Annotated in this window: 13 protein-coding genes; 7 read left to right on the forward strand and 6 right to left on the reverse strand. The window is 72.4% G+C overall.

The genetic code is table 11. The features are described from left to right. Positions 1–19: 19 nt before the first annotated feature. Entirely contained in the window at positions 20–424 is a 405-nt protein-coding gene (locus tag AB0M02_RS38795) for an SHOCT domain-containing protein (protein ID WP_364236578.1), read from the forward strand. On the opposite strand, the gene AB0M02_RS38800 is transcribed toward AB0M02_RS38795, so the two are convergent. From AB0M02_RS38800 to AB0M02_RS38810, 3 genes are all read right to left on the reverse strand, one after another. Continuing rightward, on the reverse strand, positions 421–1,632 hold the full coding sequence (locus AB0M02_RS38800; protein ID WP_364236579.1) for a DUF1501 domain-containing protein: 1,212 nt from the start codon (positions 1,630–1,632) through the stop codon (positions 421–423). The genes AB0M02_RS38795 and AB0M02_RS38800 overlap by 4 nt on opposite strands. A gap of 10 nt (positions 1,633–1,642) precedes the next feature. Beyond that, positions 1,643–2,887 carry a DUF1800 domain-containing protein gene (locus AB0M02_RS38805; protein ID WP_364236581.1) on the reverse strand — a complete coding sequence of 415 codons (1,245 nt, stop codon included), beginning with the start codon at positions 2,885–2,887 and terminating at the stop codon, positions 1,643–1,645. A gap of 62 nt (positions 2,888–2,949) precedes the next feature. After that, positions 2,950–3,627, reverse strand: coding sequence for a DivIVA domain-containing protein (locus tag AB0M02_RS38810; RefSeq protein ID WP_364236583.1), 678 nt, complete (start codon positions 3,625–3,627; stop codon positions 2,950–2,952). Positions 3,628–3,835: 208 nt separating this feature from the next. On the opposite strand from AB0M02_RS38810, the gene AB0M02_RS38815 reads away from it, so the two are divergent. The 3 genes from AB0M02_RS38815 to AB0M02_RS38825 are packed head-to-tail and all read left to right on the forward strand — an operon-like array spanning position 3,836 to position 8,316. Then, a complete protein-coding gene (locus AB0M02_RS38815; protein WP_364236585.1) occupies positions 3,836–4,855 on the forward strand; it encodes a LacI family DNA-binding transcriptional regulator in 1,020 nt (339 codons plus the stop codon). Between the two features lie 19 nt (positions 4,856–4,874). After that, on the forward strand, positions 4,875–6,338 hold the full coding sequence (locus AB0M02_RS38820) for a diguanylate cyclase (protein WP_364236586.1): 1,464 nt from the start codon (positions 4,875–4,877) through the stop codon (positions 6,336–6,338). 31 nt (positions 6,339–6,369) lie between these two features. Then, the gene (locus AB0M02_RS38825; protein WP_364236587.1) at positions 6,370–8,316 is read left to right on the forward strand and encodes a PAS domain S-box protein; all 1,947 of its coding nucleotides are present in this window, start codon (positions 6,370–6,372) and stop codon (positions 8,314–8,316) included. On the opposite strand, the gene AB0M02_RS38830 is transcribed toward AB0M02_RS38825, so the two are convergent. Continuing rightward, positions 8,282–8,950, reverse strand: a complete 669-nt coding sequence (locus AB0M02_RS38830; protein ID WP_364236589.1) for a GntR family transcriptional regulator — start codon at positions 8,948–8,950, stop codon at positions 8,282–8,284. The genes AB0M02_RS38825 and AB0M02_RS38830 overlap by 35 nt on opposite strands. Positions 8,951–9,189: 239 nt before the next feature. On the opposite strand from AB0M02_RS38830, the gene AB0M02_RS38835 reads away from it, so the two are divergent. Continuing rightward, complete coding sequence (locus AB0M02_RS38835; RefSeq protein WP_364236590.1) at positions 9,190–9,786, forward strand: hypothetical protein; 597 nt, start codon at positions 9,190–9,192, stop codon at positions 9,784–9,786. Here AB0M02_RS38835 and AB0M02_RS38840 read toward each other — a convergent pair. Beyond that, positions 9,696–10,439, reverse strand: coding sequence for a class I SAM-dependent methyltransferase (locus AB0M02_RS38840; protein ID WP_364236592.1), 744 nt, complete (start codon positions 10,437–10,439; stop codon positions 9,696–9,698). The two genes, AB0M02_RS38835 and AB0M02_RS38840, sit on opposite strands and share 91 nt — an antisense overlap. A 78-nt stretch (positions 10,440–10,517) precedes the next feature. Between AB0M02_RS38840 and AB0M02_RS38845 the strand changes: the two genes are divergently transcribed. Then, positions 10,518–11,699, forward strand: a complete 1,182-nt coding sequence (locus AB0M02_RS38845) for an MFS transporter (protein WP_364236593.1) — start codon at positions 10,518–10,520, stop codon at positions 11,697–11,699. A 29-nt stretch (positions 11,700–11,728) separates the two neighbouring features. After that, positions 11,729–13,723, forward strand: coding sequence for a tetratricopeptide repeat protein (locus tag AB0M02_RS38850; RefSeq protein ID WP_364236595.1), 1,995 nt, complete (start codon positions 11,729–11,731; stop codon positions 13,721–13,723). A gap of 26 nt (positions 13,724–13,749) precedes the next feature. Here the strand turns inward: AB0M02_RS38850 and AB0M02_RS38855 are convergent, their stop codons facing one another. Then, positions 13,750–15,687, reverse strand: coding sequence for a GMC family oxidoreductase N-terminal domain-containing protein (locus tag AB0M02_RS38855; protein WP_364236597.1), 1,938 nt, complete (start codon positions 15,685–15,687; stop codon positions 13,750–13,752). Between the last annotated feature and the right edge of the window lie 30 nt (positions 15,688–15,717).

Consider the following 15,717-nt stretch of genomic DNA (forward strand, 5'->3'; position numbering starts at 1 on the left):
ATCCCGGAAGGGGTGTCCAGTGTTCGACGACAACGGTTCGTTCCTGCTCGCCATGCTCGAGTTCTTCATCTTCTTCGCCTGGCTGATGTGCCTGTTCTGGGTGTTCGGTGACATCTTCCGCAGCAGCGACCTCGGCGGATTCGCCAAGACGATGTGGGTGCTGTTCCTCATCTTCCTGCCGATTCTGGGCATGCTGGTCTACGTGATCGCCCGCGGCAACGGGATGAGCGATCGGGCGATGGCCGCGCAGGCCGAGGCACGGCAGCGGCAGGACGCGTACATCCGATCAGTCGCCGGATCCAACGGTGGTGGAGGCGGCAGCGCCACCGACCAGATCGCGTCGGCCAAGGCGCTGCTCGACTCCGGCGCCATCGACGCGACCGAGTTCGAGCAGCTCAAGGCGAAGGCGCTCGCGTCGGCCTAGAACAGCTCAGGGATGCGGCCGGTCCAGCCGTCCAGGACGCGTTCCGGGTCGGTGCCGAGCACCTCGGCGAGCAGCGTGGCGTAGACGTCTCGGAAGTCGACGGTGAACTTCAGGTCGCCGTCGTCGAGATCGGTCAGGCTGGGCTGCTCGCCGTGCAGCCCGCCGCGGACACCGTCACCGAGCAGGAACATGTCGGAGGCCGTGCCGTGGTCGGTGCCGTCGGAGGCGTTGGCACGGACCCGCCGGCCGAACTCGGAGTAGACCGCGACCACCACGCCACGGCCGGCCATCCGCTCGGCGAACGCGGTCAGCGGCCCGTCGAGCTTGGTCAGCAGCGAGCGCTGCGCGTCCTTGCCGTCGGCGTGCAGGTCGAAGCCGCCGAGCGACACCGAGTAGACCCGGGTGGCCGCGCCCGCCTCGATGCACTTCGCCACCAGCGCCAGCTGACGGTCCAGCGGTGGCGCGGCGCCGCCGGTCGCGGTGGCCGGCGGGGTGTCGCCGTCGTCCTCGTCGTCAGCGGTGTCCGCACCCACCTGATCCATCAGGTCACGCACCCGGACCAGGTCGGCGAAGCAGGCGGCGGCGCGCGCGACGGCCGGTGACTCGCCCGGTTCGGCGGCGCCGAGCCCGCCGAGCAGCTCGGGGGTCACCTTGCCGGGCAGGGTCAGCACGCCGCCGGGCACGGTCGCGCCGGCACTCTCCGCCCCGGCCAGCAGCGGCGGCAGGGCGGGCTCGAAGGAGATCGCCAGCCGTGGGTCGCGGCCCGCCGTGTCCAGCCAGCGGCCCACCCAGCCGGTGGTGCCCGGGCGTTCCGGCTGGGCGGTCTGCCAGATGTCCATCGAGGCGAAATGGCTCCGGTTGGGACGCGGATAGCCGACGCCACGCACGATCGCGAGTTTGTCCTGCTGGTAGAGCCGGTGCAGGCCGGACAGGCCCGGGTTGAGGCCGGCGCTGCCGTCCAGGTCGAGGATCTCCGCCGGGTCGTAGGCCATGCCGGGACGGGCGGCGGCGTACGCGGGATCGGCGTACGGGATGACCGTGTTCAGGCCGTCGTTGCCGCCGTAGAGGGTGACCAGGACCAGGGTCTTCGCGGCCGGGTCACGATCGCCGGCGGTGGCGAGCACGTCGCGGAGGCTGTACGCGGCGAGAGCCGCACCTCCGGTCACACCACTTGCGATCAGAAAACGGCGCCGAGTGAGGGCGTCCATGGGGGTCCTCTCAGTGAACCGCGTATTCGGGACTGGCCAGGCCGAGAGCGAGCAGAAGACGGGGATCCTTCACGTCTCGGAGTGCGGTACGCGTACGGTTGCTCCAGGTTTCGATGACCAGAAGGTCCGCCAGCGCACCCAGCCGGTCCCCCGCGGAGATCTTCTCCACCGCGGCCGGCGCCGCCGCCGCGAGCTTGCGGCCCGCGTCCAGCCTGGCCAGCGACGACGAGGTGGTCAGCCAGGCCGCGCCGGACGGCCAGCCACCCACCGAGGGCGGGCGCAGCGGCACCTGGCCCAGCGGGCGCAGCATCGCGTCCTTGACGGGTACGCCCAGCTGGCGCGCGGCGCCGACGAGCCACTCCACCGGCTGTTTGACCAGCTGACCGGCGGTTGCGGCGAACTCGGGCTCGCGGCAGAGCGCACCGAGCAGCGCCGTCGTGTCACGTCCCGCGGCGGCGATCCGTGCGGCCGCCTCGGCGGACGGTGGCGTGGTGGCCGCGTAACGCGCCCAGAGCCGGGAGACCAGAAACGGGACGTGCGCCCGGTGGCCGACGAGGAGGTCGGCGAAGGAGTCCACATCGAAGGCGGCGGTGCGGCCCAGAAGGGTGACCGGCCGGTCGTCGTGCCGTTTCGCGGCGAGCCTCGCGGTGCCGGTGGCCCGGTCGACCTGCCAGCCGGTCAGCACGCGCGCGGCCGCCTTGACATCGTCCTCGGTGTACGCGCCGACACCCAGCGTGAACAGCTCCATGACCTCTCGGGCCAGGTTCTCGTTCGGTGCCTTGCGGGTGTTCTTCTGGCCGTCCAGCCAGAGGATCAGCGCGGGGTCGCGGAGCATGGCCCGGACCAGGGGGCCGGTGTCACCCGTGCCGTACCGGTTCAGGGTCCGCAGTTGGGCGAGCATCAGGTGCGCCGAGCGGACCTTGCGGACGCTGGTGGCCCAGTGACCGTGCCAGAAGAACGTCAGCTTGTCGTCGTTGCGCGTGGCCATCCGGGTCAGCCACCAGCGGGTCAGCTCGGTGGCCTGCTCGCGCTGCTGTTTCCGGGCGCTGAGCCGCTGTTCCCGGGTGGCATCCGGTCCGAGCGCGGTAACCGGGTCGGCCTCGTCCAGGCCGGCGGGCTCCTCGAACGGCGCTCTGACGAGCAGTGCGCTCAGGGTGGTCTCGAGGCCGGCGCGTTCGGCGGCGTCCACCTCGGCCGCTGTCGGTCCGAAGGTGAGCCGGCGCAGCAGGTGCGCCACCTCTCGTCTGTCGGGCATGCGGCGAAGCTAATCGCCCCGTGTAAAGATCGCGTAAGGACGCCGTCGGGCCGGGGTAAGGCTCAGGCGGTGCGGGCCTTGGGTGCCTCGATCGCCTTGCGCTCGTCCTTGCGGGACTTGCCGGTCAGCTCGTCCAGCCGGTCGGTCACCAGGTTGGACAGCCCCTCGCGGTAACGCTGCGCGAACTTCGTCAGGTCCTCGATCTCCTCGAGGGCGGCGGCGCGCTTCGCCGTGATGCCGGCGAGCCGCTCGGAGTGGCCGTGCCGGGCGTCCGCGATCAGCGTCGAGGCGCGCAGTTCGGCGTCGCTGGTCAGCTGGGCCGCCTTGGTCGTGGCCTGCCGCAGGACCGTGTCGGCCTCCTGCCGGGCCTCGGTGAGGTGCTCGTCCGCCGTGCGCTGGGCCAGCTCCAGCACGCCGGCGATCGCCGGGACGGCGGCCGGCGGCCGGGCGGCGGCCTCGGCGCGGGCCTGCTCCAGCTCGGACTGGACGGCGCGGGCCTCGTTCTCGGCGCGGGCGCAGCTCTCGCGCAGACGCTGGAGCCGCTCGGCGAGAACGGAGAGCTCGGTCGCCTCCGCCCGGCCGGCCTGCTCGCTCAACGCCTGATTCTCCGCCGTCAGCCGGCGCATCTCCGCGGCAATCGCGTCCAGGAACGCGTCGACCTCGACCTCGTCGTATCCCCGTGCACCCGCCTGGGGAACGCGGAACTCGACGTTGTCGACATCGGCTGGCGTGAGTGGCATGAGCTTCGCTTTCCCCCTGAACCGTGGCCTTCGGAGGCGTCCAGACAACGTTGTCATGGAGTGAACGCGTTCCGACTCTCAATGTCAACACCACGTATTTTGAAGGATTGCTGTCAGTGATCGCACCCGTCTTTCGGCCGCACCCTTCCGTATTGATGGTCAGCCGATTCTGCGAGGGGGCACGGTGACTGTCGACGGACGACCCACCATGAACGACGTCGCGCGGCTGGCCGGCGTCAGTCTCAAGTCGGTGTCGCGGGTGGTCAACGGAGAACGGCACGTCTCGGCGCCGCTCGCTGCCCGGGTGCGCAACGCCGTGGACACCCTGGGATATCGGCCTGACCTGCACGCGAGCACCCTGCGGCGCACGGATCGGCGCAGCGCCACGATCGGCCTGCTGCTGGAGGACGTGGGCAACCCGTTCTCGGCCGCGCTGCACCGCGCGGTCGAGGACGTGGCCCGCGAGCACGACGTGCACGTGCTGATCGGCAGCATCGACGGCTCCCCGCGCCGGGAGGGTGAACTGGCCCGCGCGTTCACCATGCGCCGCGCCGACGGTTTGATCATTGTCCCCGCGGGGCCGGACCAGAGCTACCTCGCCGGGGAGATCCGGGCGGACACACCGGTGGTGTTCGTGGACCGGCCGGGGCACGGGATACCGGCGGACACGGTGCTGGCGACGAACGCGCTGGGTGCCGCGGACGCGACCCGGCATCTGATCGCCCACGGGCATCGGCGGATCGCGTGTCTCGGGGATCACGTACGGATCGCCACCGCGCAGCGCCGCCGCGACGGGTTCACGAGCGCGCTGCGGGCGGCGGGCATCGCACCGGAGGTGTCGCTGCTGCTGCCCGGTCTGCACACCGCGGCGGCGGCCGAGGAGGCGGTGCTGGCGCTGTTCCGGCGACCGGATCCGCCCACGGCCCTGTTCACCAGCCAGAACATGGTGACGGTCGGGGCGGTCCGGGCCCTGCATCGGCTCGGCCTGCACCGGCGGGTCGCGCTGGTCGGCTTCGACGACTTCCCGCTGGCCGATCTCCTGGATCCGGGGGTGAGCGTGGTCGCCCAGGACCCGGCGACGATGGGCCGGACGGCGGCGGAGGCGCTGTTCCGCCGGATCGAGGGCGAGGGCGGGCCGCCCACCGAGTTCTGGATCTCCACGCGGCTCATCGCGCGCGGGTCCGGCGAACTGCCGCCACCGGCCCGGGGTTCCTCAAGAGTGGGGTGACCGTGGCGATAGTGCTGGCGTGCACCCGCCACCCAAGCCCGGCACCGGGCCCCGCCCGGCCGTGGTCTCGGTGCTGTTCGCGCTGGTGGCGGTGTCGTTCGCGGCCGGGCATCTGACCGGCACGGCAACCATACGCCTGACTCTGCTCCTCTCCTCCGGCGTCGTCGCCGCCATCGCGGTCATGGCCGGTATCCGGATGAACCGGGTGACCGACCGCCGGCCCTGGCGGCTCGTCATCGCCGCCCTGGCGATGCTGAGTTTCACCAACGGGATGTGGCTGCTGCCCACCGTCGCCGACACCGGCTGGGAGCGCCCACCGGACCTGCTCGTCGTGCCGCCGCAGATCGGCGGGTACGCGCTGCTGCTCGCCGCCAGCCTTATGATCGTGCTGAGGCACGCGCCGAAGGACGGCAGCGGGACGATCGACGCGGCGGTGTGGGGCATCGCGGTCGCCGCGCCGGTGTGGGAGTTCCTGTTCCGGCCGCGGTTGCTGCACGCGCACGCCGGCGCGGGCCAGCAGCTCATCGTGCTGACCCAGATCCTGGTGCTGTTCGGGATCTGCGGAGCGCTGCTGCGGGTCGCACGGACCTGCGGCGCGGGACGGCCCTGCCTCGGTTTCCTCTTCTCGGCCCTGGGTTTCACCGTCGTCGGCATCGCCGCGGTGCACATGCTGCCGTCCGCCGCCGAGCATCAGGCCACGGTCCCGGCGCTCTGTTTCGAGCTGGGATACCTGTGCCTGGGCGCGGCGGGCCTGCATCCGAGCGTCGTCGCGCTGATGGAGCCGAGCGTCCCGGTGTCCCGGGCGCCGCGCCTGCAGCTGGAGATGTTCGGCGCGGCGATGCTGATCGTGCCGGTGGTCGGCACCATCGGCCAGTTCCTGGGCGCGCCGCCGGACGGGTTCCTCCTGACCCTCGCCCCGATGCTGACCGTGCCCCTCGTGCTGATCCGGATCGGCCGCCTCAGCGCGCAGCGGGCCCGCGACCAGCTCGCCCTGGCACATCAGGCCGCGCACGACGAGCTGACCGGGCTGATCAACCGCCGGAAGCTGTTCGCCGTCATGGAGCAGGCGATCGCCCGGCACGCCGCGGGACGGGCCGGCGACCTGGCGCTGCTCTACTGCGACCTGAACGACTTCAAACCGATCAACGACCGGTACGGCCACGAGGCGGGCGACGACGTGCTGCGCTCCACGGCTGCCCGGATCAAAGCGACGGTGCGTACGAAAGATGTGGTGGCCCGCATCGGCGGCGACGAGTTCCTCATCTTCTGCCCCGACACGGATGCCGCGTCCGCGTACGCCCTCGGTGATCGCATCGCGGATGCCGTCGCCGGCCCACTGACCTGGCGTGGGCAGTCGCTGCGGGTGACCGCGGCCGTGGGCGCGACGCTGTGGTCCGAACGCCGCGTGATCGCGCCGGACGCTCTGCTGGCCGCCGCCGACGCCGCGATGTACGACAACAAGCGCGCCCGAAAAGTCGCCTAAATCAGCTCAGCTTCCCACCGATGTAACAGACGTGCCGGATCAGATCTATCTACTCGGCAACCTGGTGATCATGGTCGCCTACATGGCGATCATGGTGGCCATCGTGGTGCCCGTCTCCCGGGCCGGGCAGCTGCGCACGAACAAGCTGGCGACCACCACGGCCCTGATCTTCATGAGCTGCTCGGTCGGGCACGGGCTGCACGCCGTGACCGCCTACCGGACGCTGACCGGCATCGACATGCACCAGCCCGGCCCGTGGACGTGGGCGCTGCCGCTGTGGGACGCGCTGACCGCGACCATCGGGGTCTACTACTGGACGCTGCGGCGCGGGTACGGCGTGCTGCTCGAACGCGGCGCCATCTACGTCGACCCGTGGGGTCTGCGCCGCATCGAGGAGGCCGAGCAGGACGGCGCCAGCAGCCGGGCGTTCCTGGCCACGGTCGCCGAGCACATCGACGACGCGATCATCGGCGCCGACCCGGACGGGATCATCACGGCCTGGAACCGGGGCGCGGAGCGGCTGTTCGGCTGGACGGCGGCGGAGATCATCGGCCGGCCCGGCGCGGTGCTCGCCGACGCGGACGGCCGTGTGCACCAGGAGTCCGTGCTGGCGCGCATCCGCGGCGGGGAGACCGACATCCACTACGTGGTCCGGAGGATGCGCAAGGACGGCGCCTCGGTCGACGTCTCCTTCGACGTCGCGCCGATCCACGGCAGCGCCGGCGAGGTGGTCGGCATCGCCGCCGTGGCCCGCAACGTGACAGCCGCGATGGAGGCCGCCGAGCAGCAGCGCGCGATGGCCGAGCGCAGCCACCAGGCGCAGCGGATGGAGAGCCTGGGCAAGCTGGCCGGCGGGGTGGCGCACGACTTCAACAACCTGCTGGCGATCATCACCAACTACACCGAGTTCGCCGACGAGCAGTGCCAGGACAAGCCGGAGGTGCGCGCGGACCTCTCGCACGTGCGGACCGCCTCGGAGCGCGCCACCAACCTGACCCGGCAGCTGCTCACATTCACCCGCGGCGACGCCATCCAGCCGCAGCTCATGGAACTGAACCCGGCGATCGCCGAGGTGCACGCGATGCTGGCCCGCACGATCGGCGAGGACATCTCGCTGATCACGGTGCCGTCCGCCGAGCCGGTCTGCGTGGTCGCCGACCCCGGGCAGATCCAGCAGGTGCTGCTCAACCTAGCGATCAACGCGCGCGACGCGATGCCCGAGGGGGGCACGCTGGTGCTGGAGGTGAACACGGCCGCGCTGGGCGGTGACGAGGTGGACATGCAGCCGCCGCTGCCGGCCGGCACGTACGCCAGGATGCTGGTCAGTGACACGGGCGAGGGGATGCCGGCCGGGGTGGCCGAGCACATCTTCGAGCCGTTCTTCACCACCAAACCCCACGGCAAGGGTACGGGCCTCGGACTCGCCACCGTCTACGGCATCGTCACCGAGGCCGGCGGCAGCATCAACCTCTACTCGGAGCCCGGCATCGGCACGACGTTCCGCATCTACCTCCCGCTCGCCGACAGCACCGCCGGGCTCGGCGCCTCCCGGGCTCGGCCGGCACCCCGCGGCGGCGAGGGCCGTACCGTCCTGGTGGTCGAGGACGAGCCCGCGCTGGCCCGGGTGGTGGCCCGGATCCTGCACAACGGCGGGTACCACGTCGTCACCGTGGAGAACGGCCCGGCCGCGCTGGCGGCGGACGAGAAGCACCCGTGCGACGTGCTGCTCACCGATGTGATCATGCCGGAGATGTCCGGGCCCCGCCTGGTCGAGGTGCTCCGGGAACGGCGGCCGGAACTGCCGGTGCTCTACATGTCCGGCTACAGCAACGGGCTGCTCGGCACGACCCACGTGCTCGACGGCGACATCGCGTTCATCGAGAAGCCGTTCACCGCGCACGACCTGCTGCACAAGCTGCAGGACGTGCTGAACGGCGCGCCGGTCAGCCGAGCCGGCCCCGGCCCTGGATGGCGATGATCGCGTTCAGGTTGTGCTGACGGGCGCACCGCTCCAGCTCGGCCGGCTCCAGGTCACCGGCGCGCAGGTTGCGCAGGATGTCGTCGTGCTCGTCGACCGCGCTCGACAGCCGCCGGGCCGGCCAGCTCGACACCAGCACCCGCGACGCGTCGATCCGGTCCCAGACCCGGTCCAGGGACTCCACCAGGTACTCGTTGTCGGCGTGCGAATAGATCGTCCGATGGAAGGCCCGGTGCAGCCGCATGACCTCGTCGTGGTCGGCCGGCCCGTCGGCGCACCGGCGCAGGGCGTCGTTGAGCCGCTGCGCCTCGGCGATCGCGGCGGCCGGGATGAGCGGCTGCGCGCGACGTGTCGCATAACCGTCGAGCACCGCGAGCATCTCGACGAGTTGCTCCCAGGCCTCGTCGTCGAGCGTGTTGACCCGGGCGCCGACGTTGCGCTCGAACGTGACCAGGTTCTCGGCCTCCAGGCGGCGGATCGCCTCGCGTACCGGAACCGGGCTGACCTCGAGATCACGGGCTATCGCGCTGAGCACGAGACGTGTACCCGGGCCGTACCGCCCGTCCAGGATGCGCTCGCGGATCGTGCGGTAGACGGCCTCGTGCTTCGACGGGGCTTCTTGGGGGCGCTGCACCCTTGGTCACTCCCCTCTGGACGCCGTGGAGCGGATCGTATGGCATCCCGGAAATCGTATACGATTATCCTCGTCTCGAAGAGCCCAACGGGGGTGACCCGGCACGCAACGGGGTGCGACGCCGGGTCATGCTCTTCGAGTCCGGGCGCGCGGCGGTCGATCTTCGGCCGCCGCGCGTTCATTCTCCGCGCATGCGATCCTGACACGGCATCGACGGCGGCGATCCCGGGGGTGGCGCGATGACGCGGCGATCGGGCTGCCTTCTCGCCGTGCTGCTGGGCATCACGCTGCTCGGCTGCGCGGTCGCCGGCGTCCGCTGGATCACCCACGACCCGCTGGGTGACCGGGGCACGCCGATCCCCCGCCCGGCCGTCCAGAACCCGTCACCGTCCTGGAGCCCGTCGCCGCATCCCGGCTTCGACAACGAGGACGACATGCGGTACGACGTCGAGCGCCGCACACTCGACGCGGCCGGCGCGTACCGGCCGATGACCAGCGAGTGCCGGCCCGGCTATCAGGGCTGCACGGTGACGTTCGGCGGGATCGAGGTCGCGTGGACCGTCACGGTCACGACCTCGACACGGATCCTGGTCGCGTACCATATCGACGCCGCCGCCCTCGCCGTGACCGGGGAGAGCGTCCACGCCAACCTGGCATACCGCTACCCGGGCGCGCGCGATCTGCGCTGCGACGATCTGCCGGATGTCTTCCTCGCGCCGAAGGGCCGCCCGTACGGCCCCCGGTGCTACGTGGTCCAGGACCGCTTCGACGACTCCCGCCGGGTCGACATCGTCGCGGCCGAGGGCGGCGTCGGGTTCCGCGAGGTGGACGAGTGAGCCCGGACGGCCAGCATGACCGGTGTCGGCTCGCCGCCCTCGGTGAACTCCTCAAATGTCAGCCCGGCGGCGAGGAACGCGTTGAGCAGCGCCGGAAGCGACCAGTGGCTGGCGCCGACCTTGTCGCGGACACCCTGATCGGTCCACGAGGCGGTGGTCCAGTGTCCGTCGCGGTATCCCGGCCGGATCACGACCGCCTCCGGGTCACCGCGGTCGGCGAACCCGCCGCAGAAGCACGGATGGACGCCGATGTGGACGAACCGCCCGCCGGGGCGCAGCACGCGGGCGACCTCGTGCAGGACATCCGGGTAACCGGGCATGTCAGTGTGTGCCATAACGGTCACCACGGCGTCGACGGAGGCGTCGGCGACCGGTAGCCGGGTGGCGTCGGCGAGAGCGGCGGGCAGCCGGTCGCGGGCGTGGTGCAGCATTCCGGCCGAGAGATCCAGGCCGAGCGGCATCCAGCCGAGGTCACGGATCTGGGCGGCGTGCACGCCGGTCCCGCAGCCGATCTCCAGACAGCGGCCGCTGCCCGGCCCGAGCAGCGTGGCGAGCGCGGAGCGGATCCCGAGCGGATCACCGGAGGAGCCACGGGGCAGGAACTCGAACTCGTACCAGTCGGCGATCTCGTCGTACGCGGCCGTCGGCGTCATGTCCCGACGTTACCGGCGGTTCCGGAACCGTGCCGCCCCGTGGCGGGCGCGCGGCCCGGCGCGATACGTTGCCCCTCGATGGACGCGATACGACGGGGACGGGTCGCCACCTCACTGGCGTTCCTGCTGTTCGGAACGGCCCTGGGGACCTGGACCGCGCGCATCCCCGCGATCAAGGAGAGGCTCGGGCTCAGCGACGGGCGGCTGACGTTCGCGCTGCTCGCGTTCGCGGCCGGGTGCATCCTCGGCATGGCGCTGCTCGGCCGGCTCACCGACCGCTACGGCAGCTCCCGGGTGCTCGTGCCGGCTGCCCTGCTGGAGGGGCTGCTGCTGATCGCTCCCGGATACAGCCCCACCCTGGTGATCCTGTCGCTCGCGCTGTTCGCGTTCGGCGCGGTGCACGGGACGCTGAACATCGCGATGAACGCCAACGCGATCGAGGTGCAGCGGGCCCTCGGCCGGCCGATCATGTCGTCGTTCCACGCGATCTACAGCATCGGCGGCTTCCTCGGCGCGATCACCGGCAGCGTCTTCGCGCACCTGGGCATCGGTGCCGGGCCGACGTTCCTCGTCGTCGGCGCGGCCGTGCTGGCGCTCGCGGCCTGGTCGGCGTGGTGGGTGCTGCCGGGCGCGCCGGTGCCGGACGACGACGCACCCGAGGCGGAGGCGCCGGCGCGGCGGTCGCTGCTGCTGGTGTTCCTCGGTGTGCTGGTGCTGTGCACGCTGGTCGGCGAGGGCGCGGCGGCCGACTGGAGCGCGGTCTACCTGCGGGACGACCTGGGAACGTCGGCCGGTTTCGCGGCGTACGGCTACGCGGCCTTCGCCATCATGATGACGGCCGGCCGGATCTTCGGCGACCGTCTCGTGGTCGCGCTCGGCCCGGTCCGCCTCGTCCGGTGGAGCGGGCTGCTGGCCGCCGCCGGGCTCGGCGTCTCGCTGGCGCTCGACCACCCGTGGGCCGGTGTGGTGGGGTTCGGGCTGCTCGGCGCGGGGCTGTCGGGCATCGCGCCGCAGGTGTTCTCGGCCGCCGGCAACCAGGATCCGAAACGGTCCGGGCGGGCGCTGTCGACAGTGGTCAGCATCGGGTACGTGGGATTCCTGCTCGGCCCGGTCCTGATCGGCGCCGCGGCCACCGTGGTGGGCCTGCCGGCGGCGCTGTGGATCCCGGTGCTGCTGGCGGTCTTCGTCGCCGCGAGCGCCGGCGCCATGCGGTCCCGGGCGGGCATCTCCGGCAAGACGGCCGCGGCGCGGACTGGCTGACGATCTTATAGATAGCTCACGATGGGAGGGTGACCCGCAACGCAACCTCGGCGTCGCCGGTCGCCGTGCTCTGCGGATGGCTGCTCGTGCTCGCCGGTGCCGCTCTGCTCGTCGCCATGGTGGCGAGCGGCAGCGCGGCCGCCGGGTCGCGGATGCTCGGCGCGGCCGCCGCGGTGGCGGTCATGGTCGCCGCCGGTGGAGCGCTGCTGTGGCGCTGGGGACGGCCCGCGGGGCTCGACGCGATAAGGGAGTACGCGTACGGCACCGCCGGCAACCGGTGGCAGGCCCTGGCCACCGTCGAGGTCGCCCGGCTCGGTGTGCGGACTCCCCGCAAAGCCGTCGCCGGCCAGTTGCCGTACGCGACCCGCCACCGCCTCGACCGCCCGCTGCGGGAGGCGCTGCAGGGACACCGGTTCGTCCTGGTGCGCGGACCCTCGGCGGCGGGCAAGTCCCGTTCGGTCGCCGAACACGCCCGCCGCCTGTACGGCGAGCACCCGGTCGTCATCCCGGTGCAGCGGCCCGGCGCGCTGGCCACCCTGCTGGACCGGGACTCGATCCCGCCGGCCGCGATCGTCTGGCTCGACGACCTGGACCGGCACATCGCCGCCGGGGTCACCGCACCGCTGCTGCGGCGGATCCTGCAGATACCGCGGACCCGGGTCATCGCCACCATCCGGACCGCCGCGTACGACCAGATCGCACCGCGCGGCGAGCTGTGCCTGCCCGGCCGCGACGTCCTCGACCTGCCCGAGCCCGGCGGCCTCGTCGCGTTCACCGGCTGGGACGAGAACGACCGTCACCAGGCCGCCGAGCTGTACGCGAACTACCGCGACATCGCCGCCGGGCTCCGCCGCGGACTCGGCCTCGGCGAGTACCTGTCCGGCGGCCCGGAACTCCTCGACCGGCTCGCCAGCGACGACGCCCCGGAGCACGGGCCGGCGCTGGTACGCGCGTGCGCCGACTGGTACCGCGCCGGGATGGCCCGGCCGATGCCCGCCGGGCTCGCGCGGGAGCTGTTCGCGGTCCACGCACCGGACGGCCTCTTCGACGAGGCGCTCGCCTGGGCCTGCGCACCCGCCTCCCCCGCACCGGTCGCCGGCGCCCGGCTGCTCACCCGCAGCCCCGACGACAGCACGGTCGCCGTCCACGACTACGTGCTGGACCGCCTGACCGGCCGTCTCCCGCCGGGGCTGCCGCAGCGGTCCTGGGAGGCGATCGCCACCGAGCTGCGGAACTCCCCCGGCGAGCTGAACACCGTCGCGCGTACCGCGTACCTGATCCACGACGACCGTGAGCGGGCCGAGAGCCTGGCCCGCGCGGCGGCGGCGCGCGGCAGCGCCGACGCCAAGCACACCGTCGCCTTCCTTCTCTCCGAGCGCGCCGAATGGCGTGAGGCCGACCTGTGGTGGCGCGCCGCCGCCGAGGACGGTCACGCCGGCGCGATGTGGAATCTCGGGTGGACGGCCGCCGAGCGCGGCGACCTCGCCGAGGCCGAACGCTGGTACCACGGTGCCGCCGACCGTGGCGACACCCGCGCGATGATCTGCTTCGGCGCGGTGCTGGCGGACCGGGGCGACACCGGCGAGGCCGAGCGGTGGTGGCGCCGGGCGGAGCGCGGCCTGCGGCCCGGCGGTGACGCGGGCGACGCCTCGGCCATGTTCGAGCTCGGCTGGATCCAGGAGGTGCGCGGCGACACCGCCGGTGCCGAGCAGTGGTACCGCGCCGCCGCCGCGCAGGGACACGCCGACGCGATGAACGGTCTCGCCCTGGTGGTGGAGAAGCGGGGCGACGCCGGCGAGGCCGAGCGGTGGTACCGCGCCGCCGCCGGCCTGGACCACAGCCGGGCCATGAACAACCTGGCCTGCTTCCTGGAGGAGCACGGCGACGCGGAGGAGGCCGAGCACTGGTACCGCACGGCGGCCGAGAACGGCAGCCTCACGGCCATGAACAACCTCGGTGACCTGCTGGCCAAGCAGGGCGACACCCGCCAGGCCGAGCGGTGGTGGCGCCGGGCCGGCGGGTGAGGCCTTAGGGAGAACGAACGTTCTCTCTAGGAGAGGATGTGAGCGGCTGTCCGGGAGGCCAGCGCCATGATGGTGATCATCGGGTTGGTGCCGGCGGCGGACGGGAACGCGGATCCGTCCCCGATCCACACGCCCGGCGTGTCGTGCAGCTCGCCGTGCGGGCCGGCGACGCTGGTCGCCGGGTCGGCGCCCATCCGGCAGCTGCCCATCTGGTGCGCGGAGAACAGGGTCGCGCCGCCCGCGCGCAACGGCAGCCGCTGCGCCTCGGCGATGTAGGCGTCCAGGTCCTCGCCCTCGGTCCACTGCGGTATGCCCTGGGCCAGGACCCGGATGGCCCGTGCCCCGGCGGCGTGGTGCAGCCGGATCTGCGCGGCCAGCGCCCGGTGCGTGTTGCGTACGTCGAGATCGTCCACCAGGTCGTACCAGGCCACCGTCTGCCCGGCGGCGTCGAGCGTCACCCGGCCGTGGCCGCGGTCGCGGATCAGGCCGATGAACGAGCCGTTGTCCCGGTAGCCCGCCATCGCCTCCTTGTGCTCGGCGGCCGAGGTGAACGGCACCGAGGACGCGCCGAGCGCTGTTGTGTACTGCACGCTCTCCATCAGGAACCCGTGACCGTCCTCGGCCGTGGCGAACTCGTCGACCAGGGCCGCGTGCGGCGGTCCCCACCACGCCCGCATGTCGGTGCCGTAGTCGCCCATGGTGACCGTGCAGGGGTGCAGCCGCAGGTGGTCCCCCACCGCCGGGCCGCCGATGCCGGAACGCAGCAGCACGCCGGGTGACTCCAGGGAGCCGGCCGCCACGACGACGATCGGGGCGCGGACGGTGACCGTTCCGGCCTCGGTACGCCCCTCGGCACCCGCGGCGCGGCCGTTCTCCACCAGGACCCGGGTCACCCGGCAGCCGTCCACGACGCGCGCGCCGTGGTCGAGCACGGCCGGCTCCAGATAGACCTTGAGGGTGGAGCGCTTGGCGCCGGAGCGGTCGCCGAAGCCGAGGTGGCCGGCGACGGCGGGGTCGTGCCGCTTGACGTCCCAGTTGCGGTTGACCGTGGCGAACGACCAGCCGAGCGCGGCGGCACCGCGCCGCATGGCCTCGTGGACACGGTTGAACTCGGAGCACTGGTCGGTGACCGACAGCTCACGCCAGACCGTGTTCAGGTGCTCGTCGAAGGCGGGCGTGTCCACGTCGGTCAGGCCGTGCTCGGTGGCCCACTCGTGGCGTACCCGGTCCCTGGTGCGCAGGCAGTTGGTCCAGTTGATGACCGTGCCGCCGCCGAGCCCGGCGCCGGCCATCAGCGTCAGGTTGTGGTCGCCGGTCGGTGTCGGGCCGCCGCGCCAGTAGGAGTTGCGGTACGCCGCCAGCTCGAGCTGGTGGAAGTCCTCCTCGGTGCGGTAGCGCCCGGCCTCCAGGACCACGACACGCGCGCCGCGGGCGGCGAGGCGCCCGGCGATCAGGCCACCGCCGGCCCCCGAGCCGATCACCACGGCGTCGGCGTGCAGGGTGAGATCGCCGTCCGGGCGCAGCGGCGTGATCAGCGGCGGGTCCGGCTCGGGTGCGGGCGTGACCGGGCCGGGATAGCCGAGGCGTGCCCAGTTCGGATTGCTGCCGCTCTCGTCGGTGATGCCGTACGTCATCAGCAGGACGAGCCCGGTCAGCGCCGCGATTCCGGCCGCGGCGTCCTCGGAGGCGATCGAGAGGGCGTTGAGGATCTGTTCACGGGTCGCCTGGGTCGCCCGCGGGCCGAAGCCCTGCGCGGCGAGGACGTCGAGCAGCCCGCCGATCGCCGCGCGCTGGTCGCCGGGCAGGCCGGCGAGCAGGGCGAGCACGCCGTGGTCGGCTCCGACGTCGGTGGCGCGGCGGGCCCAGAAGCCGTCGGTGTCGTCCGGGTGCGACAGCGAGGGCACGACGGTGTCGCAGAGCAGCCGCAGTGTCTGTGTCTGGTCGGGGGTGAGGATCTCGGTCACGGTTCCCCCTGCTTCGACGGAGGGGTGGAA

The organism is Actinoplanes sp. NPDC051861, from assembly GCF_040681145.1.
In the GTDB taxonomy this organism is placed as follows: domain Bacteria; phylum Actinomycetota; class Actinomycetes; order Mycobacteriales; family Micromonosporaceae; genus Actinoplanes.